This window comes from Gordonia sp. PDNC005 (assembly GCF_016919385.1).
Classification (GTDB): Bacteria; Actinomycetota; Actinomycetes; order Mycobacteriales; family Mycobacteriaceae; genus Gordonia.
Genome location: NZ_CP070351.1, coordinates 283,999 through 307,434, shown reverse-complemented (window position 1 = coordinate 307,434; position 23,436 = coordinate 283,999). Strand labels below are relative to the sequence as shown.

Here is a 23,436-nt window from a genome sequence, read left to right as displayed (position 1 = left end):
CGATCGACTGCATCGGGAAGGCGTCACCACTACAGTCGTATCGGACAGTCGATTCGGGGGGATCACGATGAATGTCGGTAGTGCGCGCGACTATTTCACAGCGGGCCTCGGAGCACTCGGCGTGCTCGTCGCCGAGACGCCACCCGATCGGGATCGAGCGCTGGCGGCCTTCACACTCGCCACCGACATCGACCCGACGATGGGCGACGCCTGGCTCGGACGCGCGGCCGCCGGTGACCGATCGGGAGCATGCGTGCTCGGCCTGTACCGCTCGCGGGCAAGGATCGGTGCTGATCAACGACGTATCGGTCTGGCGGCCGGACATCTAGTCGGGCATCTCCCGACGGGCATGTTCATCGACCTTCCGGTGTCGACGGCTTCCGACGCCGCAGTGGTCTACGCGGCTTCGCTGCTTACCGGAGGTGACCCGGACGGCGCAGCAGACGTCCTCGACGCCGACGTAGACGGACCGTCGACGCCCTATTGCCGGGCGCTGATCGCGTTGGCTCGCCGACAGTGGCGGAACGTCCTCGAAGCGCTCTCCGGCTCGCCGTCATCCGACGAGTACCTGCGTGCTGCCTGCGACTTCCTCGCCGGAACGGCGTGCGCGCATCTCGGGTTGTTCGACGAAGGCCTGCGCCGCCTGATGTCGGTACGCGACTCCGGGCTGGTCAACGCCCGCGCGCAGGCGCTGTTCATGATGGGCATGACCCTGCGGACCAGAGGCGACGAGGACGCCGCACTGCCATGCTTTCAAGAGGCGTACGCCCTCGACCCGATGCTCTCCGAGGCCGCCGACGCGCTCGCCGATCCCCGGTATCGACTGGCCGTCGAGGGCACCGAGACGAGTACGACCGAGACGCTGACCTCGCCGGACGACGCTGCAGCGGTCGCCGTCATCGACGAACTCAACGCGCAGATCGGCCTGGTTGCGGTGAAGGCACAGGTGGACCGACTGCGGTCGGCATCGCGCCTGGCGCAGGTCCGATCAGAGAAAGGACTGCGCACCCAGTCACGAAGTCTGCATCTGGCGTTCACCGGGCCACCCGGAACCGGCAAGACGACTGTCGCGCGTCTTATCGCACGACTGTTCCGGGCACTCGGCGTCCTCGACTCCGACACCGTGGTCGAAGTCAGCCGGAAGGATCTCGTCGGCACACACCTGGGCTCGACGGCGCCCAAGACGTCGGCCGTCATCGACTCCGCAGTCGGCGGCGTCTTGCTGATCGACGAGGCGTACACGCTGATTCAGGAAGGCCTGTCCGGCGGCGACGCCTTCGGTCGCGAAGCCGTCGACACTCTCCTCGCTCGGATGGAGAACGACCGCGACCGGCTCGTGGTGATCATCGCCGGGTACGACGACGAGATCAACCGCCTCCTCGCCGCCAACGAGGGCCTCGCGTCGCGCTTCTCCCGCCGCCTCCGGTTCGACTCCTACACACCGACTGAGTTGGTGCAGATCGCCGAGTCGATCGCACTGTCGCGCGACTCGCGTCTCGATCCCGGTGCAGTTCACGCACTCGAGGAGTCGTTCGGCCTGCTCTGCTCCTCGAGCATCGGATCACGTCCGGCGATCGACGTCGCAGGCAACGGCAGGCACGCCCGCAACCTGATCGAGGCCGCCGAGGAGGAACGCGAGCATCGACTCGCGTCGTCGGGCAGCCTCGACACCTTGACGGACATCGACCTGATGACCCTCGCCGCATCCGACGTTCGAGCGGCACTCTCTCGTCTCGCACCCACGCGTCGCTGAAGCACTGCGCGGCACCCACTGTCGCGCGTGCTTGCTACAGCAAATTGTTTGCTAGCATTTGCTGTATGGCATCCAGTTCCGACACCGAGTCCGACCGCCGGGCTCGACAGCTTCGATTTCGGGCCAGAGCCCTTCTCATCACGTCGTTCACGGTGCTCGGCGCCACCATCGGCTTCCTACTCACCGACATTCTGACCCTACCGAACGGGACCGTCGATCCGGGACAGCACCTCGCCAGCTATCTCAGTGGTCGACTCATCTTTGTCGGAATCCCAGCGACGATCGCGTTCGTCCTGGTCTTGAAGGGACACGTGCTCCGCACCCAGGCACGCGCACTCGACGGTCTGCGCTGACCGATCGCTCACGACACCGTCGGCGGCGTCACCGTCGCAGAAGCGAGCAACGCTTCCAAGTCGGAGCCTTCCCGGCCTATAGGCCCAGCCTCTCCAGGATGAGGTCGGCGATGTCGGACGGGGAGCCGTCTGAGGGACGGATCACCAGTTCGGGCGTCACGGGGCGCTCATACGGTGAGTCGATGCCGGTGAACTGCGTGATCTCACCCGCACGAGCCCGCGCATAGAGCCCCTTGGGATCGCGGGCTTCGCAGTCATCGAGCGGCGTGTCGACGAAGACCTCGTAGAACGGAATGTCCCGCGCGGCATGGATCTCGCGGGCACGTTGCCGTTCCGCTGCGAACGGACTGATCAACGACACCAGTGCGACGGCGCCCGAGTCCGCGAAGAGTGAGGCGACCTCCGCTGTCCGGCGGATGTTCTCGCGCCGATCGTCATCACCGAATCCGAGATCCGCGTTGAGCCCGTGTCGGAGATTGTCACCGTCCAGCAGGTACGCCGGACGGCCTTCGGCGACGAAGCGTCGCTCCAGTTCGGTCGCCAACGTCGACTTGCCCGACCCCGACAGACCCGTGAGCCAGATCGTCGCTCCGCGGTAGGAGCGGTGCTCGCGCGACACCTTCGTCGCCTGCCACACCACGTTGGTGTCGTGGCTGACGGGCGCACCGATCATGCCCGCGGCGACCGTCGCGTTCGTCGACTCGTCGATCAGAATGAAACTGCCGGTCGCCCGGTTGCGGCGGTACTCGTCGAACATCATCGGATGTTGACAGTGGAGTTCCACACGAGCGATCTCGTTGAGCTCAATCAGGTCGGCATCGGCATCGCGATGCAAGGTGTTGACGTCGAGGCGATAGGTCAGCGAGGTGACGGACACCCGCGTCTCCCTGGTTCCGCACAGCATCAGGTACGTGTTGCCCTCGGCGAGAACCGTCGACTCGGAGAACCAGCACACCATGGCGTCCAGGTCCCTGCCGACGTGCGGCCGGTTGCCCGGACGGACCAGCATGTCGCCTCGCACGATGTCGATCTCGTCGGCCAGCTCGATCGACACCGCCGCTCCCGCGACCGCCTCGGTCATCTCGCTGCCTCCCGGACCCCAAATCTTCGCGACCTCGGTACCGAAGCCGCCGGGGAGTGCGACCACCTTGTCGCCGACTGCGAGCGCTCCGCCCGCGACGGTTCCAGCGAACGCACGGTGGTCGAAACCGTCCCCGCGCTGTGGGCGGATCACGTACTGAACCGGGAAGCGCGCGTCGATGAGATTGCGGTCGGACGCGATGTGCACCGTCTCCAAGTGCCCGAGGAGCGGTCGGCCCGTGTACCAGTCCATGACTTCCGACTTGTCCACGACGTTGTCACCGCGGAGCGCGGAGATCGGGATGAACATGACATCGGTGACGTTGAGCTTCGCCGCGAATGCCGTGAACTCGTCGACGATCTCCTCGTACCGCCCCTGGGAGTAGTCGACGAGATCCATCTTGTTGACACACACCGTCAGGTGAGGGATTCCGAGCAATGACGACAGGAACGCGTGTCGACGAGTCTGTTCGAGCACACCCTTGCGTGCGTCGACGAGGATGATCGCGAGGTCCGCGGTGGAGGCCCCGGTGACCATGTTGCGCGTGTACTGCACGTGCCCCGGAGAGTCGGCGATGATGAACTTCCGCGCTGGCGTGGAGAAGTAGCGGTAGGCGACGTCGATCGTGATGCCCTGCTCACGTTCGGCGCGGAGACCATCTGTGAGCAACGAGAGGTCGGCGGTCTCGTCGCCGCGCTGCGCGCTGGTCCGCTCGACCGCTTCGAGTTGGTCGGTGAAGATCGACTTCGAGTCGTAGAGGAGGCGTCCGATGAGCGTCGACTTGCCGTCGTCGACGCTGCCTGCGGTGGCGATGCGCAGCAGATCGTCACGGCCGCGCTCGGCGTTGTGGGCGGTGCTCATCAGAAGTACCCCTCCTTCTTGCGGTCTTCCATGCCGGCTTCGGAGATCCGATCGTCGGCGCGGGTCGCGCCGCGTTCGGTCACGCGGGTGGCGGCGACCTCGTCGATCACCTTCTCCGGGGTGTCTGCGGCGCTTTCGACGCAGCCGGTGCACGTGGCGTCGCCGACGGTGCGGAACCGCACCCGCTCCACGTGCGCCGTCTCACCGGGGTACTTCTCGAGGAACCTGGTGTCTGCGAGCAGCATGCCGTCACGCGGTACCACCAGCCGCTCGTGTGCGTAGTAGATCGACGGGAGCTCGATCTGCTCGGCGGCGATGTACTCCCAGATGTCGTGTTCGGTCCAGTTGCTCAGCGGGAACACACGGATGTGCTCCCCGCGGGCGTGCCGCCCGTTGTAGAGGTTCCACAATTCTGGTCGCTGGTTCCGCGGATCCCACGCGCCGAACGAGTCGCGGAAGCTGAACACCCGCTCCTTCGCGCGGGCCTTCTCCTCGTCTCGCCGAGCTCCTCCGAACACCGCGTCGTACCTGCCGTCGCGGATGCCACGCAGGAGTGCCGCAGTCTGCAGCCGGTTGCGCGAGGTGCCGGGGCCGGTCTGTTCGACGACCCGACCGGCGTCGATGTCGTCCTGCACGCTGCTGACGACGAGTCGCGCCCCGGTCTGCTCGACGAGGCGGTCCCGGAACTCGATGACCTCGTCGAAGTTGTGACCGGTGTCGATGTGCATGAGGGGGAACGGCACGGGTGCGGGCCAGAAAGCCTTGCGCGCGAGGTGGAACATGACGACGGAGTCTTTGCCGCCGGAGAACAGCATCACCGGGTGCTCGAATTGGGCCGCGACCTCGCGGAAGATGTGCACCGATTCGGCTTCGAGTTCGGCTATCACTGCGGGAAGCCTCCTTGACGTGTCGAATATTCGACACCTAGTGTTGCAAATGTGTCACCGACGGTAAGCGAAAGTGGAAGCGCACGTCAACCTTCCCCACCGACCAGGCGGGTGACCGTTGTGCTCGACTACATCGTCGCGCATGCGGGTCACCCTCCCACTCTGGCCGACATCGTGCGCGACACACAGCTGCCGCGCGCAACCGTGCACGCGATCGTCGCCGAACTGGTCGACGCCAGGTGGCTCACACGCCGGGCCGACACCGGCGGAGTCGGCCTCGGCCCCGCGTTCCTGCACACCGCACGCCGCGCCGTCGGCGCCGATCGCCTCGCGCTGGACGCCCGCCCCGCTATGGAGACCCTCGTCGCTCAGACCGGAGCCCCCTGCTTTCTGGCTCGCCGCATCGACGACGAGACGATCACCGTCATCGAGTACTGCTGGCCCCCGTCCGTGCTCGTCGAGCACAGTGCAGACGTCGAGTGGATGAAGCCGAACCGGCCGATCCGTCTTCGGCCGCCGATCTGCCGCGAGTTCGTGGCGTGGTCGGAGCCGGCGACTCGGGAAGCCTGGATCGCCTCCGCGGCCGAATCCGACCGGGCCAGACTCAGGGCCGCCCTCACCGAGATCCAATCGCGTGGGTTCTCGATCGAGCGGATCACCGACGGGCATCGTGCGGTGATCGACGCGCTGTCGGCACTCGACTCGGTGCCTACCGCCCTTCGGGCGCGGGTCGGCAGCCTGCTCACTGAGCTCTCCGCCATCGACTACCTCGCCGACGAGCTGACCGACGGCACCGAAGCGGGAGCGGTCACCATAGGTGCTCCGATACGGGACGCGTCCGGAGCTGTCGTCGGCGCGATCGTGTCGTGCCCGCACACCACGATGTCGGGCCGCCAGCTGCGCGAATGGGGAGCGCTGACGGTCGCCGCAGCCGAGTCCGTCGGCGTATAAGAGAACCATGCCGCACAAACTCACCAACACCGCAGACATGACCAGTGAGCCCGTTGATGCGAACACCGTTGCGTGGAAGCTCGACGAAGCGCCCCGCGACCTCGACTCGAATCTGATCAGGCTCCCCGCCCACGGCGAGATCGGCGGACATCTCGGCGGCGAAGTCGACGTGATCGTCCACGTGATCGCCGGATCGGGTCGCATCGGATCGGGTGACCGCGAACTCGACGTGACCGCGGGAGATCTCCTGTGGCTCCCGCGTCGATCACACCGATCGATCACCGCGGGTGACGACGGCCTCAGTTACCTTACGATCCACAACCACCGCGAACCGACCCTGACGATCGAGTCGCCGCCGAACCACTGAGTCCGCGCCCACCGACCGCTATCCGGGCGCCACGCCGAGAAGAGCCGCACCGCGGCTCGAGAGGCGGAAACGCAGCGGCTTCCTCGTAACCGTCTCGATCACGCCGGCCTCATCCAGAAGTGCCAGTCGCGGACGGATGAACTGCGTGGACCGACCCGCGGCATCGGCCAGGCTCTGGAGCTTGACGGCACGGTTCACATCGAAGAGCCACGCCTGACCGAGGGTGTAGAGGAGCGAGCCGACGTCCTCTGCGTCCGACATCGCATGCGTTGGCAGGCCGAGGTTTCCAGCGAGGTCGTCGTCCACCAGGAACCGAATGCGATTCTCCAGTTGTTGGATCCGTTGTCGCCGATCCGCGAGGTCGACGAGCAATCGATGCTGAGCTTGAGCGATGAGGTCGAGCATGACCGCGACATAGGGCGTGAGATCACCCCGGTTCAGCGGATCCTCGGCATCGAGGAATGCACGGTAATAGCGGTCCTTGTTGTCCGCGAGCGTCGCAGACAACGCGAGACTCGCATAGGGCGCGAGCACCTGCCGAAGGTCCAGCGCCAACAGGTACCGCCCGGTGCGACCGTTGCCGTCATAAAACGGGTGTGCGTACTCGAAGACGAAGTGGGCGACCACCGCCCGGATCAACAGCGGAATCTCGTCGTTCCGCCCTTGAGCCACCATCAGGGTCAGGGCGTCGTTGATCGCGGATTCGGGAGAAAGCCCCCTGTGCACGGTCCCCGACCCCGATTCGATGAACACCGGGCCTGCTCGAAACCTCTCGCCGTCAGGGGCGTCGTCGGCGCTGATCTCACCAGCGGTCACCGCGTCGTACACCGTCCGGATGTCATCAAGCGTCTGCGGACCTCGAGTGTCCGGCTCTTCGATGCCGAGATAAAGGCGCACCATTTCGACGAATCGTCGACTGCCGACCGCCTGTTCTTCAGCCAGCGCCTTCAGCGCCGCGCTGATCTCCTTCCGAGTGGACCGCACCTGCTCGATCTCGTTGGTCGCCTGGATCTCATCGATGATCATGCCGTCCAGGTAGTCGTCCCGCGCGCGCCCGGGAAGCCCATCCCACTCGTGTCGGATCCGCGGTTCATAGGCCATGATTCGTTCGACAAGTGCGACGATCTGAGGCGTCATCAGGGCGAACATCGAGTGCTCGCCGATGAGAAGGTCCCATTCGATCGCCGCGGGCGAGTCCCGCCTAGACCGTTCTTCACCATCCGCCCCGGCGCGATCACGCTCGTGGAAGATCGACTTCAACGTCCGGTACGCCATCTCGTCCCTTCTCGCGAGAACCCGGATACGTTGCCTATAGTATCCGCGTATTTGATCTGGAGCACCCCTCAGATCAAATAGACCGCTGCGGCGTCGGCCCCATTTGATCCCGGCCACCGACACGAAGCCATCACTCATCACTCACCCGGACTACCAACCAAGCACTTGCTAGGTTAGAGTCGCAGGTATGACCAACGTCGTGATTCCACCCGCCCTCGGGCCCGACGACCTCGGCCCCGACACGTCGCCCGTCGCATACGAGACCGACGGGGCCGTCGCCTACGTGACGCTGAATCGTCCCGACTACCGCAACGCGCAGAACTCGGTGATGACCTACTCCCTCGACGCCGCCTTCGGCAAGGCCGTCGACGACACGTCCGTCAAGGTGATCGTGCTCCGCGCCAACGGCAAGCACTTCTCCGCGGGCCACGACATCGGCACGCCGGAACGCGACTTCAACACCTTCTACCCGAACACCGCGACGCTGCACTGGGATCACACCCGCCAGGACGGCGCCGCGCTCGACAGCAACCAGCGACTCGCTCGCGAGATCGAGGTCTACATGGGCATGTGCCGCCGCTGGCGGGACATCCCCAAGCCGGTCATCGCCCAGGTGCACGGTGCGTGCATCGCGGGCGGCCTGATGCTGGCGTGGGCCGCCGACTTCATCGTCGCGTCCGACGACGCGTTCTTCTCCGATCCCGTCGCCCGCATGGGCATCCCCGGTGTCGAGTACTTCGCGCACGCCTACGTACTCGGAGCCCGGCGCGCCAAGGAGATCCTCTTCACCGGCCAGCGGTTCACCGCGGCGCAGGCGCTCGACTGGGGCATGGTCAACCACGTCGTCCCGCGCGACGAACTGCAGGCCAAGGTCGACGAGATCTGCGCGCAGATGACCGAGATGCCGATGCAGGGCCTGTTCCTGTCCAAGAAGGCCGTCAACATCTGCGAAGACCAGATGGGCATGCGCAACGCGATGGACTCCGTGTTCGGCTGGCATCACTTCGCCCACGCCGCAAACGACGCCGACTCCGGCGACTCGCTCGGCGGCATGGACGCGAAGTCCATGAAGGCCAGCGCCGAGAAGAAGGGCTGATCGTCATGGATCTGCTGTTCGACGACGCCGCGCAGGCGTTTCGCACCGAAGTCCGGACGTGGCTCGACGCCAACGTTCCGACTGAGCCGCTTCCCTCGATGGACACCGCGGAAGGTTTCGAAGCCCACCGCGCGTGGGAGCAGAAGATGGCCGACGCCAGACTGTCGGTGGTCTCCTGGCCGGAAGAGTTCGGCGGCCGAGACGTCCCGCTGCTGCACTGGTTGATCTTCGAAGAGGAGTACTACCGTTCGGGCGCTCCCGGACGCGTGAGCCAGAACGGCATCTTCCTGCTGGCGCCGACGCTGTTCGAGCACGCGAGCCCCGAGCAGCTCGCTCGAATCATGCCGCGCATGGCCAGGTCGGAAGACATCTGGGGCCAGGCGTGGAGCGAACCCGAAGCGGGCAGCGACCTCGCATCGCTGCGCTCCACTGCCACCCGCACCGAAGGCGGCTGGCTGCTCAACGGCCAGAAGACCTGGAGCTCGCGGTCGAGCTTCGCCGACTGGGGCTTCGGCCTGTTCCGTTCGGACAAGGACGCCCAGCGTCATCGTGGAATCACCTACTTCATGTTCGACCTGCGCGCACCGGGCGTCACCGTCCGGCCGATCGCGCAGCTCGACGGCGAGGCGGGCTTCGCCGAACTGTTCCTCGAGAACGTGTTCGTCCCCGACGACCCGTCCAACCCCGGCGAGTCCGGGGTGATCGGCGATGTGAACAACGGCTGGAAGGTTGCGATGAGCACCGCCGCCAACGAGCGCGGCCTCTCGCTGCGCTCGCCCGGCCGCTTCCTCGCCGCCACCGACCGCCTCGTCGCATTGTGGAAGTCCACCTCCCGCCCGAGTAGCCGGCGCGACGAGGTCCCCACGTCCGACGCCGCTGTCGCGGATGCGTGGATCGGGGCTCGAGCCTACGAGCTCTCCACATATCAGACAGTCAGCCGACTGGCCGCAGGCGGACAGCTCGGCCTCGAGTCGTCCATCAACAAGGTGTTCTGGTCGCAGTGGGACATCGCCGCCCACGAGACCGCACTCGACCTGCTCGGCGCCGACGCCGAACTCGCCGGATCATGGTCGGACGGATACCTCTTCTCGCTGTCGGGCCCGATCTACGCCGGCACCAACGAGATTCAACGCAATGTGATCGCCGAGCGACTCCTCGGCCTGCCCCGCGGAGATCGATAGTCATGGACTTCCTGCTCAACGACATCCACACCGATCTCGCCCAGACGGTCGACGACATCCTCGAGCGTGCGGGCGGCGTCACCGTCGCACGCGCGTGGGCCGACAACGGCGACACCGCTCCGGCGCTCGCCGTCTATCGCCAGCTCGCCGAAGCGGGGATCACCGGCCTGATCGTGCCCGACGAGATCGGCGGCAGCGGCGCCGGAGCCACCGAGATGGTGGTCGCTCTCGAACGCATCGGGCGCGCGGCATTGCCGGGTCCGGTCGCCGAGACCTTCGCCGTCGTGCCGTCCACTCTCGGCGCATCGTCGCAGCTGGACGCGCTGCTGTCCGGAACGCCTGCGACGTGCGCGCTCGCACCGGTCGCGCCGCGAGCCACCAACCCCGACGTCGCGACGCCGTACCTGCTGGCCGACGGCGCGGTGTTCACCGCGTCGCACGGTGAACTCCTCGAGTCGGTGGACCCGACCCGACGAGTGGCCGAACTGACCGCGGGCGACCGCGTCGGCGACGCCGACACCGCAGCGGCCGCGGACCTCGGCGCGCTCGCCACCGCCGCCCAGTTCCTCGGACTCGGATCGGCGATGCTCGACATGGCCGCCGACTACGCGAAATCGCGCAAGCAGTTCGGGCGCGAGATCGGCTCGTTCCAGGCCGTGAAGCATCATCTCGCCGACGTGGCGATCGCCATCGAGATGGCCCGCCCACTCGTCCACGGCGCGGCGGTCGGCCTCGACGGCCAGTCGCCCGAGGGCACCGACGTCGCGCGCGACATCGCGGCCGCAAAGGTCGCCGCGGGCGACGCGGCCTACCTGGCGTCACGCCGTGGTCTTCAGGTGCTCGGCGCGATCGGCTACACCGCCGAGCACGACCTCTCGCTCTACCTGACGAAGACCCGCGCACTGTTGTCGGCGTGGGGCACTCCCGCGTACCACCGCGCACGAATCCTGGAGACGTTGTGACCTCCCCGATCAGCGCAGAAGACCGAGCGGCACTATCGGATTCGATCCGTGACGTGCTGCGGAAGCGTTCCGACTCCGAGGCCGTCCGTCGCGCCATGCAGGCCGACGGACGCATCGACCGAGATCTGTGGAGCACCCTGTGCGCCGAGATCGGCGTCGCAGCGCTCGCTGTTCCCGAAGAGTACGACGGTGCGGGCGCGTCGTGGGCCGAGGCCGCCCTGGCAGTTGAGGAACTCGGCGCCACTCTTTCGCCGGTACCGGTGTTCTCGTCAGGCGTCCTCACTGCAGGCGCCGTGCTGGCGTCCGGCGACGCCGAAGCCGCAACGCGCCTGCTGCCGGGTCTCGCTTCCGGAGAGACGATCGGGGCGCTCTGCTGGGCGTCGCACGCCGGATGGGATGCACCCGGGGTGACCGCCGAGGCCGGACTGCTGTCCGGCACCGCCGAATACGTGCTCGACGGAGAGACCGCCGACACCTTCATCGTTCTCGCAGGCCGGGAGGACGCACTGTCGTCGCACCTGACACTGCACGAAGTGGACTCATCCGCACCGGGCGTCACCGTGACGCCGTTGCCCCTGCTCGATCCGACTCGCGCGATCGCCCGAGTCTCGTTCGACGAGACGCCGTCGACTGCGATCACCGCCCCCGGCGACATCGCGGAGCGCATCCGGACACTCGCCTGGGCACTGTTGTCGGCAGAGCAGGTCGGTGGTGCTGCACGCGCTCTCGCTCTGACTGTCGAGTACACGTCGGCCCGCAAGCAGTTCGGACGCACCCTCGCCTCGTTCCAGGCATTGAAGCACCGGATGGCCGACATGTATGTCGAGGTGGAAGCGATGCGATCGATCTCGGCGGCGGCGATCGCCGCCCTCGTCGCCGGCCGCTCGGACGCGGCCGAACTGGCCGCCACCGCTCACGTCTACTGCTCTGAGCGGTACATGAGCATCACCGGCGAAGCCATCCAACTGCACGGCGGCATCGGCATCACCTGGGAACATGACATCGGGCTCTTCTTCAAACGAGCACAGGCCGACGCTCAACTGTTCGGTCGACCCACCGAGGCTCTGCAGCTCGTCACTTTGTGACCAGCGGCCGACCTCACGTGCGAAATGTGCACGTGAGCGGATGCACGTGGACGTACAGCCCCTCGTATACCCGCTCACGCGACACTAGGCCGTCGCCTCGAGTCTCATCCCGCGCCGGTGGCGAGAAGGAACAGAAGCGCGACGTTCAGCACCACGATCACAACCACTGAGGCGAACGAGCCCCAGCGCAGCGGCGCCCGGTCCGCGAACGTGCCCATCAGTGCACTGTCGGAGGTGTAGCGGCGCAGCGGGATGAGCGCGAACGGGATGCCGAAGCTCAACACCACCTGCGAGATCACGAGGGCCATGGTCGGATCGACGCCCGCGGCGAGCACGATGATCGCCGGTACCAGGGTGATCGACCGGCGGACCAGCATCGGGATGCGACGTCGGATGAGACCCGACATGATCGCGCCGCCCGCGTACGCGCCGACGGAGGTCGATGCGATGCCCGACGCGAGCAGGCCTACCGCGAAGATCACCGCAACGACGGGGCCCAGCGCATCGCGCACTGCGCTGTGCGCGCCCTCGATCGTGTCGGTGCCGTCCCGCCCGGACAGGCTGGTGGCCGCCAGGACCAGGAGCGCGATGTTCACCGTGCCCGCGACGACCAGCGCGATCACCACATCCACGCGCGTGGCCTTCAACAACGACGTGATCCGACCTTCGCTGATCGATCGGCCGTGCCTGTCGACCACGAGCGAGGAGTGCAGATAGATGGCGTGCGGCATCACCGTGGCACCAAGCATCGACGCGGCGAGCAGGACGGTCTCGGTGCCCTGCAGGCGAGGGACGAGTCCGCCGATCACGTCGCCCGCGGCGGGTGGCTCGACGAGCAGACCGGCGATGAACCCGACGACGATCACCGCGAGCAGGACCACGATGATCGCCTCGAAGCGCCGCTGGAATCTCCGGTTGGCGGCCGTGAGCAGGACCATCGACACCACGCCCACGATGGCTCCACCGAGCGGCAGCGGCAGGCCGAACAGCAGATACAGGGCGACGGCGCCACCGATGACCTCTGCGATGTCGGTGGCGCCGGCGACCGCCTCCGCCTGCAGCCAGTAGGCGATGCGCGCACGACGACCGAGTCTGCCTCCGATCGTCTCCGGCAGCGTCCGTCCGGTCACCACTCCGAGCTTGGCCGACTGGTACTGGATCATCACGGCCATCACGTTGGCGACGACCAGCACCCAGACCAACAGGTACCCGTACTTGGCGCCTGCCGTGATGTTGGCGGCAACGTTTCCTGGGTCGACATAGGCGATCGCCGCGACAAACGCGGGACCGAGCAGGCCCACCGATCGCATCCGCCCGGAGGTTCGTTGTTTCAACACGAGGTAAGGGTAGATCGAATCAGAATGTTCGGTCAACCGAACTCTGAGTATGGGAGGTCCGCCACGTTGGCGACGCCGTCTAACCATCACCGCTCAGCGGCGAGAGGCCTCCGGGGAGCGGCTCCGGCGCTGAGCGGTAATGGTTGAACGAGCGGTCAGGCGAACGCAGTGGCCACCTGCTCGGCGGTGAGCCCGTAGTCGGCGAGCGAGTACTTGTGCTGCGGCTTGCGGTCGCCCGACTTGGAATCGGCGTCGAGCGCCACCATCGCGGCACGACCCTCCGCCGACAGCGGTGTGCCGAGAGCCTCGTACACCCGGCCGACCGCAGCGAACGGGTCAGCACGGAGTTCGTCGAACTGAACGTCCACGAACTGGGCCGGGTTGTACTTGGCCCGCGCTTCCGAGAACGACCGCAGCCCACGCGACCACAGGTCCAATTGGGTCTGGCCGATGCGGTCCCCAGTGAAGACCGTCGAATGGCCCTCCGTCGCGTGCTCGGCGAGGCTGCACATCGACGCGATGATCGTCTCCGGCGGCCGATGGGTCTGCACGATCAGGGCGTCCGGATATGCGGCCATCAGTGCGTCGAGCGCAAACAGATGGCTCGGGTTCTTCAGCACCCAGCGTCGGCCAGGATCGTTGAGGCCGATCAATTGCAGGTTTCGACGATGCCGCTGGTACGCGGGTGTCCAATCCTGGTCGGCCAGCCAGGTCGAATACGTCGGAAGGTACGCGAGCGACTCGTACGAGATCGACATGACCGACTGGCGCAGAAGCTGCCAGCACTCCTCCACCTCACCGGCACTCATGTAATGCAGGCCCATGAACTCGGGATTCTCCACATGATGCTGGTTGAGGCCGGCCTCGATCTGCTGGAAGACGGGATTGTCCTCCCACGTGTCACGCGGCGGACGCGGCTGGGGAAACTCCGTCAGCCACATCTCGAGCCCCTGATGAGCCGGGTCGGCCGCCAGCAGACGATGCAGCGCAGTCGTGCCGGTCCGCGGAAGACCTGTGACGAACACCGGCCGCTCGATGGGAACGTCGATGTACTGCGGATTGTTCTTCCACCCGGCCTCGCTCAGAAGCCGAGCGATCAGCGCACCCTTGAGGAAGAACCGGAACATCTTGCTGCCGAGTTCGGTGAGACCGGCGTCCACCCGATACGACTCCAGGAGCTTTGCGAGTGCAGGCAGGTAGTCCTGATCGCCGAAGTCGTCGAGTCCAACGGTGCGGGTGGCCGCGGCGTGCAGATCCTCGACTGTTCCAACAGAAGTACGCACCTGAGAGGGGACCCGTTCGCTCCGCTCCCGGCGTCCTGGTTCAGTCATGGTATTCACCGCAGTTCACGTCCAAGGTGTGGCCGGTGATCGGGGCCGCCATCGATGACGCCAGGAACACCGCCGCGTCCGCGATCTCGTCGGGCTCGGGCAGTCGCTTCAAGTCGCTCTTGGAGGCCGTCTGCTCGTACACCTGCTCGGCAGTGATCCCGTACTTCTTCGCGATCTCTCCGAAGTACCACTTGAGCTGGTCGTCCCAGATGTAGCCGGGAGCGACGCTGTTGACGCGGATGCCCTTCGGGCCGAGCTCCGTGGCCAGCGACTGCGACATCGCGAGAAGCGCCGACTTCGCGAGCTTGTAACTGCCGTACCGCGGCTCCGAGTGCCGGATCACCATCGAGTTGATGTTGACGATCGATCCCTTCGACGCCTCGAGCGCGGGTGTGAACGCCTTGATGACGCGCAACGTGCCGAGGACCGTCAGATCCAGGCTCGACGAGATCTGGTCGAAGTCGGTGCGCGCGAGCGGCTTCATCGACGGCATCGCGAACGCATTGTTGATCAACGCGTCGACGGCGCCGTACTCGGCGGTCACCGCCTCGACGAGGGACTCGACAGCCGCATCGTCGGTGATGTCGGTCGGGACGACAAGCGCCTCGCCTCCGGCGTCACGGACCAGCGCAGCGACCTCGTCCAGGCGGGACCGTGTACGTGCGGCGAGGACCACTCGAGCTCCGTGCGTCGCCGCCCGTAGGCACAACGATCGACCGAGACCCGGCCCGACTCCGGAGACTACGACGACTTTGTCTTGCAATAGAGACATGTGGGTCCTTTCAGATAGGCCGGAAATTACGGTCAGCCGAGCATGCGGCGGGCGAAGGCACGCTGGCGGACGGCGATCCGCTGCGCCCAACCGTCCGCGTCGATCCGGTTCAGGTCAGCGAACGGGAGGTGAGCTGCGACGTCGGCGTCGTCGACGACCACCGCCGTCGGTCCGAGCTCGGGGCCGATCGCCACATCGGTGCGCTGCCAGCGGAACTGCAGGATGCCACGCCTGCGGCCGGTGGTCTCGATCCAGTTCGCGACGCCGGGATTGTTCGCCGAGATCACGAGGCGGATGTTGCCGTCGGGGTCGACCTGCGCCTGCGCCGAGTTCAACGACGTCTGATGATTGACGTAGTCGAGGGAGATGTACCAGAGGCTCCCCAGCTGAAAACCCTGGTAGGGCGCATCCGACTTCGGGACAGTGACGACCATCGCCTTGCCTGCGGGCAGGTCGAAGTGCCCGACGGAGGAGTACTGCGTCGACAGACCGCCCGGTGTGGTGCGCGGCGCGGTGAACGTGTTGACCGGCTCGTCGAGGTAGAACCACTTCGGAAAGTTGAACCACGTGTTGATGCGCGCGGTCAGCATCTTCGCGGCGATCGCGTAGCGGCGCGCCACCTTCGCGGTGTCGGGCTCCTCGGGCGCGGTGCCGACGGTGTCGACGCGCTCGATCGTCACCGACCCCTTGGTCTCGGTCGCCCAGTCGCCGTACACCTCACGCACCGCGAGCATCGACGCGCCGTCGCCCAACACGAAGTATCCGTCCGGCGCGCTGTCGAGGGCCGGACCGAACGTGATCTCGAACGATCCGTCGTCGTCGATGTTGATGCGGCGGTCGTCGAACGCGTCGTCGCCACCGGGGACGTTCGTCGGCGTGTAGTCGCCACGCAGCACCTGGAAGCTCAGATCGACCGTGCTGCCACGAACTCCACGCACCACGTAGGTGGCGTCCGGCTCGACAGTCGCGTGGTAGTAGAGCGTGTCCGGGTTGTCCAGGCCCATCTTCGAGTACGGACCGGTCGACGTCACGAAGTACGGGTGACTCCTGCTGTGCGAGCGGGCGAGCTGCAGGATCGACGAGATTCCACCGGCCAGGTAGTCGAGCCCCTCGGCGCGGTCGGCGTCGGTCTCGGCGAACTCCGCCGAGGCGACCATCGACTCGGCCTGGGCGATCGCGTCGGTGAACGGCTTGGTCACCGAGACGGTTTCGTTCACAGCCATGTGTCCCCGCCGTTCCAGGTGATGAAGTTCTCGAGCTCTTCCTGAGCGGGTGTCACCCGCGGATGCTCGGTGGACAGGTATCCGCCGCGGTAGAACAGCAGCGGCTTGTCCTGCAAGACCTCGCCGAGGACGTCGGCACGACCGATCACGATGTGGTGATCGCCGCCGTCGTTGACGGTCTCGACCGTGCACTCCACCCAGGTGAGACTGTTCCGCAGAACGGGGAGCCCGGCGGGCGACGGATCCCATTCGATCTTCGAGAACTTGTCCTGGCCGGGAGCGCCGAACGTCGCACTGACGTCCTGCTGCCGATTCGACAGGATGTTCACCACGAACGATCCGCGCTCTTCGATGACCGGCCACGTGCGCGAGGTCTTCATCGGACAGAAGATGACGAGCGGCGGGTCGAGCGACAACGCCGCGAACGACTGGCATGCAAAACCGACGGGATTGCCGTCGGCGTCGAGCGTCGTGATGACCGTGACGCCGGTGCAGAACTGCCCCATCGCCGTCCGGAACTGTCGGGAATCGAATTCGTCGGTGCCGTACGGCGATTGCGGTGCCATGCGATCTCTTTCGTGTTGTCGTCTGAAAGAAAGAAGACCCGCCGGGTGGATGAGCGGGTAGTCCGTCATCCGCCCAGCGGGAGGGTGTTACTTCAAGCCGATCGTGAAATCGTGGCCCCAGAGGCTCACGGCCGTCGACTCGCGGGCGATCCACTCGTCGTCGTCCACCTGGCGTCCTTCGCAGCCGAACTCCACATCGAAGCCGCCGGGCGTCTTCATGTAGAACGACAGCATCAGGTCGTTGACGTGACGGCCGAGTGTCGCCGACATCGGCACCTTCTTGCGAAGCGCACGATCGTGAGCCAGGCCCACGTCGTCGGCCTCGGGCACTTCCACCATCAGGTGGACGATGCCTGTGCTGTTCGGAATCGGCAAGAACGCCAGCGAGTGGTGGCGCGGGTTGCAGCCGAAGAAGCGCAGCCACGCCGGCTCCTCACCCTCCTGGCGTCCGACGATCTGCGGGGGCAGACGCATCGAGTCACGCAGCCGGAAGCCGAGCACATCACGGTAGAAGGCCAGCGCCTTCGCATCGTCGGTGGTGGTGAGGACCACGTGGCCGAGGCCCTGCTCCCCGGTGACGAAGCTGTGACCGTAGGGGCTCACCACGCGGCGGTGCTGCAGTGCGACGCCGTGGAATGCTTCGAGGACGTTGCCGTCCGGGTCCGAGAACACGATGAGCTCGGCGACACGGCGGTCGGCGATCTCGTCGGCAGTGCCTTCACGGAACTCCACACCGTTCTCAGTAAGGCGATCGCGAACGTTCTGCAGCGCCGCGGCGTTCGCCGTCTCCCAACCCGAGCACGCGAGGTGATCACGGTCGGAGGGGACGATCACCAGACGCGCCGGGAAGTCGTCCATTCGCAGGTAGAGGGCGCCCGGGATGGTTCCGGCGCCCTCGACCATGCCGAGGACCTTCAGTCCGTACTCGCGCCACGCATCCATGTCGGTGGCGTCGATCCGCATGTAGCCGAGAGACCGAATGGGGCTCTGGTCGTCAGTCATTGCTTCTTTCCTTGGGGTTCTTTGAAAGTTCCAGCGAATCAGACCATCGTGTCGCCGATGGGGATGCCGAATTCCCCGTTGCCGAACGCCTGGTAGGCGCGCTCTGGATCGTTGGCGGCGTGGACGCGGCCGGCGTGAGCATCGCGCCAGAAACGCTGAATCGGGGTGCCGTTCTCCAGTGCATTCGCGCCGGAGTTCTCGAACAGCAGATCGATGGAGGCGATCGCACGGCCGGTGGCTCGCACCTGGTCGCGGCGAGCGGCCAGACGCAGTTCCATCGGAACCTCTTCGCCCGCGAGGATGAGGTTGTACTCGTCCTGCAGGTTGCCCGACAGTTGGCGCCACGCGGCGTCGATGTCACTGGCGGCAGCGGCGAGACGGACCTTGGCGAACGGGTCGTCCTTCGCCTTCTCACCCGCGTAAGCGGCACGGACACGCTTGCCCTGGTGCTCGACGTGCGCGGCGTACGCGCCGTACGCCATGCCGACGATCGGTGCCGAAATGGTCGACGGGTGGATGGTGCCCCACGGCATCTTGTAGACCGGCGCGGTGTTGCGCTCGAGCCCCGGAGCCTGGCCCATGCTCATGGTGCGGAAGCTCAACATGCGGTGGCTGGGGACAAAAGCATCCTTGACCTCGATGGTGTTCGAGCCGGTACCGCGTAGGCCGACGACGTTCCAGACGTCCTTGATGTTGTAGTCGCTACGCGGGATCAGGAAACTGACGAAGTCGACCGGCTTGCCGTCCTTGAACACCGGACCGCCGACGACCACCCAGTCGGCGATGTCGCTGCCCGACGACCACGCCCACGAACCGTTGACCTTGTAGCCGCCCTCGACGACTTCGCCCATGCCCATAGGCGCGTACGACGACGAGATGCGGACACTGGTGTCCGCACCCCACACGTCTTCCTGCGCCTGCTGAGGGAAGAGTGCGAGGTGCCAGTTGTGGATGCCGATGATGCCCGCGACCCAGCCGGTCGATCCGCATGCGGTCGCGATTCGACGAACCGCTTCGTAGAAGGTGACCGGGTCGACCTCGTGGCCGCCCCACTGTGCGGGCTGCATGAGCTTGAAGAAACCGGTCTCGGCCAGCAGTTCTGCTACCTCGTCGGGAACGCGACGCGCATCCTCGGTGGACTGCGCGCGCTGCGCGAGCTCCGGCAGCAATGCGTCGATCTTGTTCAGCACTTGCTGTGCGGCTTCACTCCGCTGTGCTCCCATGTGACTCTCCTTGTTCCATCGGGCCGAATGCCTGTCGATGACCAATATTAGAACACGTTCTCGTTTTGAGTGGAACATGTTCTACTATCGATCTATACGAGCACTGAACGAGCAGACATCGACGAGGAGCAACGAGATGACTGACACCGCAATCCGCGAGATCGACACCGGCACCCCGCCCACCCGCTTCGCCCGCGGCTGGCACTGCATCGGCCTCGTCGACGAGTACACCGACGGCAAGCCCCACTCGCTGGAGATCTTCGGCACCAAGCTCGTCGTGTGGGCCGACACCAACGGCGAGGTCAAGTGCCTCGACGCGTACTGCCGCCACATGGGCGCCGATCTGTCACAGGGCAAGGTTCGCGGCGACAACATCGCATGCCCCTTCCACGGATGGCAGTGGAACGGCAAGGGCCGCTGCGCAGGCGTCCCCTACGCCAAGCGTCACCCGAAGCTCGCCAAGACCCGCACCTGGCCGACCATGATCCGCAACGGCCAGGTGTTCGTCTACAACGATCCCGAGGGCAATCCGCCGCCGGAGGACGTGATCATCCCCGAGCTCGCCGAATTCGGCGACGGCCAGTGGACGAGCTGGACCTGGAACAAGCTGGTCATCGAGGGCTCCAACTGCCGCGAGATCATCGACAACGTGGTCGACATGGCGCACTTCTTCTACGTGCACTACGCCCTGCCGGACTACTTCAAGAACGTCTTCGAAGGGCAGACCGCCGCGCAGTACATGAACTCGCACGGCCGCCCCGACATCGCGTTGTCGACGGCGTACGGCGACACCCGCCTCGAGTCGATCGCCGCGTACTACGGACCGTCTTACATGCTGAACCCGATGGTCCAGTACTACGGCGAGTACGCAGTCGAGACCATCCTCACGAACTGCCACTACCCGATCGACTCGAACTCGTTCGTCCTCATGTTCGGCGTGATGGCGAAGATCCCCGAGGGATTCTCGCCGGAGCAGGGCGCGAAGATGGCGAAGAAGATCACGCAGGGTGTTGAGGTCGGCTTCATGCAGGACGTCGAGATCTGGAAGCGCAAGACCCGCATCGACAACCCGCTGCTCGTCGAAGAGGACGGCCCGGTGTACCAGCTGCGCCGCTGGTACGAGCAGTACTACGTCGACGTCGACGATGTGACCGACGAGATGGTCGGCCGCTTCGAGTACGAGATCGACACCGAGAAGGCCTTGGAGAACTGGAACATCGAGGTTCAGGAGAACCTCGAGATCCAGGCGCGCGAGAAGGCGGCAGCCGAGGCCGCCGAAGCCGACAAGGGCGCGTCGGTCTGATGACCGCCGTGGCACCCGGCGGCGGCTGGGCGAAGGCGCCGGACTACACCGACGACCCCGCCCGGCTGTCGTCGATCGCCGACGCGACCGCTCGCGACCGCAAGCACTATCTTGCAGGCGGGATGTCGGAGATCGAGTGCCGGACCTGTCACGCGTGTGTGCTCGTGAAGAAGACGAGCCCGCATCACACGAGCGTCCAGTGGAACGACGCCGCCCGTGCTCGATGCTCGGAGATCTCCACGATCATCGCCGAGGGCGGCAACCCCGCGATGCTGCCGACATGCCCGCGCATGTCGGCCAGCATCGACCACGGCGTTTCCGAGGGGATCATTCCCAAGGAGTCGCCGATCACCGATCCCGACGGGTATTGGTGACGCTTCGACCCGCCGTCAGTCGGCTGCGCGAGCAGCGGCGTCTCGGCCGGAGACCCGGCCGAACGCGAGGGCGTCGGCGATGTGGAAGCCGCCGTCTTTCCGCCAGCTGTACGTCGAGCTGACCTCACCTGCCGCGTAGAGCCCGTCGACCACCGACCCGTCGGCCCGCAGTACGCGGGAGCGACCGTCTCGGCGCGGCCCCCCGTTGCTCCATCCGAGCAGCGGCGTCACGCGCAGCGCGTAGAAGGGGCCCTGGCGAACCGCGGCCAGCGTCGACGCCGGACGGCCGAAACTGTCGTCGACACCCTCGTCGCACGCAGTGTTGTACGTATCGACACTGCGCACGAGCACCTCGGCGTCAAGACCGATCGCGGCCGCCAGTTCGGCAACGGAGTCGGCACGAACGATCATCCCCGACTCGATCTCTGCCCTGTTGTCGGCACTCCACCGAGTGCTCTTCATCAACATGTTCCAGCCCACCGGCAGCACGTCCGGCGTGGGGCTGAGCGGTCCGGCGGAGCGGACGGCCTCATCGAAGATCAAGTGGAACGCCCTCGTCGGGAACAGCTCGTACCGTCCGCTGCGCACCGTGTGCCCGTGCTTCGGCGTTGCGGTCTCGTCGATGAAGCGTCGACCGTCGTCGCCGACCCACAAGTAACTCTGCGCGCCCCACAGCGCGAGGAAATGACCGAACTTGTCATCGCCGCGAATGCCGGCGATCGTCATCATGTTGTCCATGTGCCACAGATCGGCACCGATCTGCTGGGCCATCGCGTGGCCGTCACCGGTCGACGCCGGTGATCCCCACAGCACGTGCTCCTCGACGCGGAGGTAGTCGCGGACCATTCGCGGATTCGCGGAGAACCCTCCGGTCGCCAACACCACACCGCCCTCTGCGCCGATCCGCGACCGCCCGGAAGGACCGTCGACCTCGACTCCGACGACCGCCTCGCCGTCGGTGATCAATGCGATCGCGCGAGTGTCGAACCGCACTTCGACACCGCGTTCGTCCAGTGCGCGGCGGAGGAAGTCGTGGAGGAGTCCGTCGCCCATCCGGCCGCCGATCGTGTCCATACCGGCGTAGCAGTCGCTGCCGTCGAGCTCCTGATACTCGGGCTCGGTGTGGAAGTCGCCGCTGCGTCCAACGTCGGCGCCCATCGAACGCATCCAGTCCGACAGTCCGACCGTCGCCTGTGCCCACGCCTCGACCACGTCGTCGGCGACGGGGAACGGCCCGTTCAACGTGCGCAGGAAGACCTCGGCACGGTCGGCGTCCCGGTTCACGAACCATCCGCTGCCGGACACTCGCGTGTTGCCGCCCGCCGTCGATTCCGGCGACTTCTCGACCACCAGCACGGACGCGCCGTTCGCCTTCGCCTCGAGTGCTGCCGCAGACCCTGCGGCGCCGGACCCGATCACCACCACGTCGTACTGTTCACTGAACTCCGTCATCGTTCACCCGTCCCGTCGTCCGATCGAACTCCTACCTGCAGACTCTGTGGCACCGAAGGAATCGGCAACAACAGGTCCCGCCGAGTGGGACGCAGCCTGCCGAACCGTCGAGAACCGAATGTGCGAACCAGTCGACATACCGGCCGACCGGGCGAAGAATCAAGGGTGCCCATCACCCCTGGACGAGGAGTCCGTCATGCCTGCTCACACGCCCGCCCCCACAGCGCCCATCTGGTTCGACCTCGCATCGTCCGACCCCGATCGGGCTGCCGGCTTCTACACGGCCCTGTTCGGCTGGACGGCCGACGAACCCGCCGCCGAGTTCGGCGGGTACCGCAACTTCCTCCGTGACGGCGAACCTGTCGCGGGCCTCGGCCCGGCGATGGACGGCAGCCCGTCGGAGGTCTGGACCGTGTACTTCCGATCCGACGACCTCGCCGCTACAGTCGCAGCCGCCGAGTCGGCAGGCGGAACAGTCTTCGCCCCGCAGATGCCGATCGGCGACCTCGGGTCGATGGCTGTCCTCGCCGATCCCGCGGGCGGCGCGTTCGGTCTCTGGCAGCCGGGTCTGCACACCGGCTTCGCGACCATGGGCGAGCACGGGGCGCCGTACTGGTTCGACGAGATGAGCATGGACTACGCGGCGTCCAAAGCGTTCTACGAGAAGGTCTTCGGTTGGTCTCTGGTCGAGATCGGAGAGGGGACCGAGGGCGGGCCCAACCAGTACTCGCAGGTCCTCATCGACGGGGAGGCCCAAGCTGGGATCATGGCCGCGGCGGGCATGCTCGGCGAGGACCACCCGTCGTTCTGGCAGGTGTACATCACCGTCGACGATGTCGCCGCGACACTCGATCGTGTCACCGAACTCGGGGGCACCGTGCTGATGCCGGCCGACGACACTCCGTTCGGAGTTCTCGCGTCCTTCAAGGACCCGCTCGGCGCAGCGATCTGCATCGCCACGCCACCCGCTGACATGTGACGGCGGAGAACTGGTGAATATC

The 23,436-nt window shown here is 66.1% G+C and carries 22 protein-coding genes; 11 read left to right on the top strand and 11 right to left on the bottom strand.

Annotated elements, in window-relative coordinates:
• Window positions 1-67 precede the first annotated feature (67 nt).
• The gene (gene eccA / locus JVX90_RS01545; protein WP_205330733.1) at window positions 68-1,753 is read left to right on the top strand and encodes a type VII secretion AAA-ATPase EccA; all 1,686 of its coding nucleotides are present in this window, start codon (window positions 68-70) and stop codon (window positions 1,751-1,753) included.
• 65 nt (window positions 1,754-1,818) lie between these two features.
• Window positions 1,819-2,106 (top strand): hypothetical protein, encoded by a 288-nt coding sequence (locus tag JVX90_RS01540; protein ID WP_205330732.1) that lies wholly within the window; start codon window positions 1,819-1,821, stop codon window positions 2,104-2,106.
• Between the two features lie 76 nt (window positions 2,107-2,182).
• Here JVX90_RS01540 and cysC read toward each other — a convergent pair whose 3' ends face one another.
• Both cysC and cysD read right to left on the bottom strand, forming a co-directional pair.
• A complete protein-coding gene (gene cysC / locus JVX90_RS01535; protein ID WP_205330731.1) occupies window positions 2,183-4,048 on the bottom strand; it encodes an adenylyl-sulfate kinase in 1,866 nt (621 codons plus the stop codon).
• The gene (gene cysD / locus JVX90_RS01530; protein ID WP_240194007.1) at window positions 4,048-4,935 is read right to left on the bottom strand and encodes a sulfate adenylyltransferase subunit CysD; all 888 of its coding nucleotides are present in this window, start codon (window positions 4,933-4,935) and stop codon (window positions 4,048-4,050) included. The genes cysC and cysD overlap by 1 nt, the downstream gene beginning before the upstream one ends.
• 111 nt (window positions 4,936-5,046) lie before the next feature.
• Between cysD and JVX90_RS01525 the strand changes: the two genes are divergently transcribed.
• Together JVX90_RS01525 and JVX90_RS01520 are read left to right on the top strand one after the other, a co-directional pair.
• Complete coding sequence (locus JVX90_RS01525; RefSeq protein WP_240194006.1) at window positions 5,047-5,886, top strand: helix-turn-helix domain-containing protein; 840 nt, start codon at window positions 5,047-5,049, stop codon at window positions 5,884-5,886.
• 7 nt (window positions 5,887-5,893) lie between these two features.
• Complete coding sequence (locus tag JVX90_RS01520; protein WP_205330729.1) at window positions 5,894-6,253, top strand: AraC family ligand binding domain-containing protein; 360 nt, start codon at window positions 5,894-5,896, stop codon at window positions 6,251-6,253.
• 18 nt (window positions 6,254-6,271) lie between these two features.
• Here JVX90_RS01520 and JVX90_RS01515 read toward each other — a convergent pair whose 3' ends face one another.
• Entirely contained in the window at window positions 6,272-7,666 is a 1,395-nt protein-coding gene (locus JVX90_RS01515) for a Fic family protein (protein WP_240194005.1), read from the bottom strand.
• Window positions 7,667-7,715: 49 nt separating this feature from the next.
• Between JVX90_RS01515 and JVX90_RS01510 the strand changes: the two genes are divergently transcribed.
• The 4 genes from JVX90_RS01510 to JVX90_RS01495 are packed head-to-tail and all read left to right on the top strand — an operon-like array spanning window position 7,716 to window position 11,852.
• A complete protein-coding gene (locus tag JVX90_RS01510) occupies window positions 7,716-8,624 on the top strand; it encodes an enoyl-CoA hydratase (RefSeq protein ID WP_205330728.1) in 909 nt (302 codons plus the stop codon).
• Between the two features lie 5 nt (window positions 8,625-8,629).
• On the top strand, window positions 8,630-9,805 hold the full coding sequence (locus JVX90_RS01505; protein WP_205330727.1) for an acyl-CoA dehydrogenase family protein: 1,176 nt from the start codon (window positions 8,630-8,632) through the stop codon (window positions 9,803-9,805).
• Between the two features lie 2 nt (window positions 9,806-9,807).
• Window positions 9,808-10,767 carry an acyl-CoA dehydrogenase family protein gene (locus JVX90_RS01500; protein ID WP_205330726.1) on the top strand — a complete coding sequence of 320 codons (960 nt, stop codon included), beginning with the start codon at window positions 9,808-9,810 and terminating at the stop codon, window positions 10,765-10,767.
• On the top strand, window positions 10,764-11,852 hold the full coding sequence (locus tag JVX90_RS01495) for an acyl-CoA dehydrogenase family protein (RefSeq protein WP_205330725.1): 1,089 nt from the start codon (window positions 10,764-10,766) through the stop codon (window positions 11,850-11,852). The genes JVX90_RS01500 and JVX90_RS01495 overlap by 4 nt, the downstream gene beginning before the upstream one ends.
• Before the next feature lie 104 nt (window positions 11,853-11,956).
• On the opposite strand, the gene JVX90_RS01490 is transcribed toward JVX90_RS01495, so the two are convergent.
• From JVX90_RS01490 to hsaA, 7 genes are all read right to left on the bottom strand, one after another.
• The gene (locus JVX90_RS01490; protein WP_205330724.1) at window positions 11,957-13,189 is read right to left on the bottom strand and encodes an Nramp family divalent metal transporter; all 1,233 of its coding nucleotides are present in this window, start codon (window positions 13,187-13,189) and stop codon (window positions 11,957-11,959) included.
• A gap of 155 nt (window positions 13,190-13,344) precedes the next feature.
• Window positions 13,345-14,520, bottom strand: coding sequence for a sulfotransferase (locus tag JVX90_RS01485; protein WP_205330723.1), 1,176 nt, complete (start codon window positions 14,518-14,520; stop codon window positions 13,345-13,347).
• Complete coding sequence (locus tag JVX90_RS01480; protein ID WP_205330722.1) at window positions 14,513-15,292, bottom strand: SDR family oxidoreductase; 780 nt, start codon at window positions 15,290-15,292, stop codon at window positions 14,513-14,515. Before JVX90_RS01480 ends, JVX90_RS01485 begins: the two co-directional genes overlap by 8 nt.
• Window positions 15,293-15,324: 32 nt before the next feature.
• Window positions 15,325-16,515: a hypothetical protein gene (locus tag JVX90_RS01475; RefSeq protein ID WP_205330721.1), complete on the bottom strand. Its 1,191-nt coding sequence runs from the start codon at window positions 16,513-16,515 to the stop codon at window positions 15,325-15,327.
• The gene (gene hsaB / locus JVX90_RS01470) at window positions 16,506-17,081 is read right to left on the bottom strand and encodes a 3-hydroxy-9,10-secoandrosta-1,3,5(10)-triene-9,17-dione monooxygenase reductase subunit (RefSeq protein ID WP_205330720.1); all 576 of its coding nucleotides are present in this window, start codon (window positions 17,079-17,081) and stop codon (window positions 16,506-16,508) included. The genes JVX90_RS01475 and hsaB overlap by 10 nt, the downstream gene beginning before the upstream one ends.
• An 87-nt stretch (window positions 17,082-17,168) precedes the next feature.
• The gene (gene hsaC / locus JVX90_RS01465; RefSeq protein WP_205330719.1) at window positions 17,169-18,083 is read right to left on the bottom strand and encodes an iron-dependent extradiol dioxygenase HsaC; all 915 of its coding nucleotides are present in this window, start codon (window positions 18,081-18,083) and stop codon (window positions 17,169-17,171) included.
• A gap of 38 nt (window positions 18,084-18,121) precedes the next feature.
• Entirely contained in the window at window positions 18,122-19,306 is a 1,185-nt protein-coding gene (hsaA, locus tag JVX90_RS01460; protein WP_205330718.1) for a 3-hydroxy-9,10-secoandrosta-1,3,5(10)-triene-9,17-dione monooxygenase oxygenase subunit, read from the bottom strand.
• Window positions 19,307-19,442: 136 nt separating this feature from the next.
• Between hsaA and JVX90_RS01455 the strand changes: the two genes are divergently transcribed.
• Together JVX90_RS01455 and JVX90_RS01450 are read left to right on the top strand one after the other, a co-directional pair.
• On the top strand, window positions 19,443-20,609 hold the full coding sequence (locus tag JVX90_RS01455) for a Rieske 2Fe-2S domain-containing protein (RefSeq protein ID WP_205330717.1): 1,167 nt from the start codon (window positions 19,443-19,445) through the stop codon (window positions 20,607-20,609).
• Complete coding sequence (locus JVX90_RS01450) at window positions 20,609-20,983, top strand: hypothetical protein (protein ID WP_205330716.1); 375 nt, start codon at window positions 20,609-20,611, stop codon at window positions 20,981-20,983. Before JVX90_RS01455 ends, JVX90_RS01450 begins: the two co-directional genes overlap by 1 nt.
• 15 nt (window positions 20,984-20,998) lie before the next feature.
• On the opposite strand, the gene JVX90_RS01445 is transcribed toward JVX90_RS01450, so the two are convergent.
• Complete coding sequence (locus tag JVX90_RS01445) at window positions 20,999-22,435, bottom strand: FAD-dependent oxidoreductase (protein ID WP_205330715.1); 1,437 nt, start codon at window positions 22,433-22,435, stop codon at window positions 20,999-21,001.
• A 196-nt stretch (window positions 22,436-22,631) separates the two neighbouring features.
• On the opposite strand from JVX90_RS01445, the gene JVX90_RS01440 reads away from it, so the two are divergent.
• A complete protein-coding gene (locus JVX90_RS01440) occupies window positions 22,632-23,414 on the top strand; it encodes a VOC family protein (protein ID WP_205330714.1) in 783 nt (260 codons plus the stop codon).
• Window positions 23,415-23,436 lie beyond the last annotated feature (22 nt).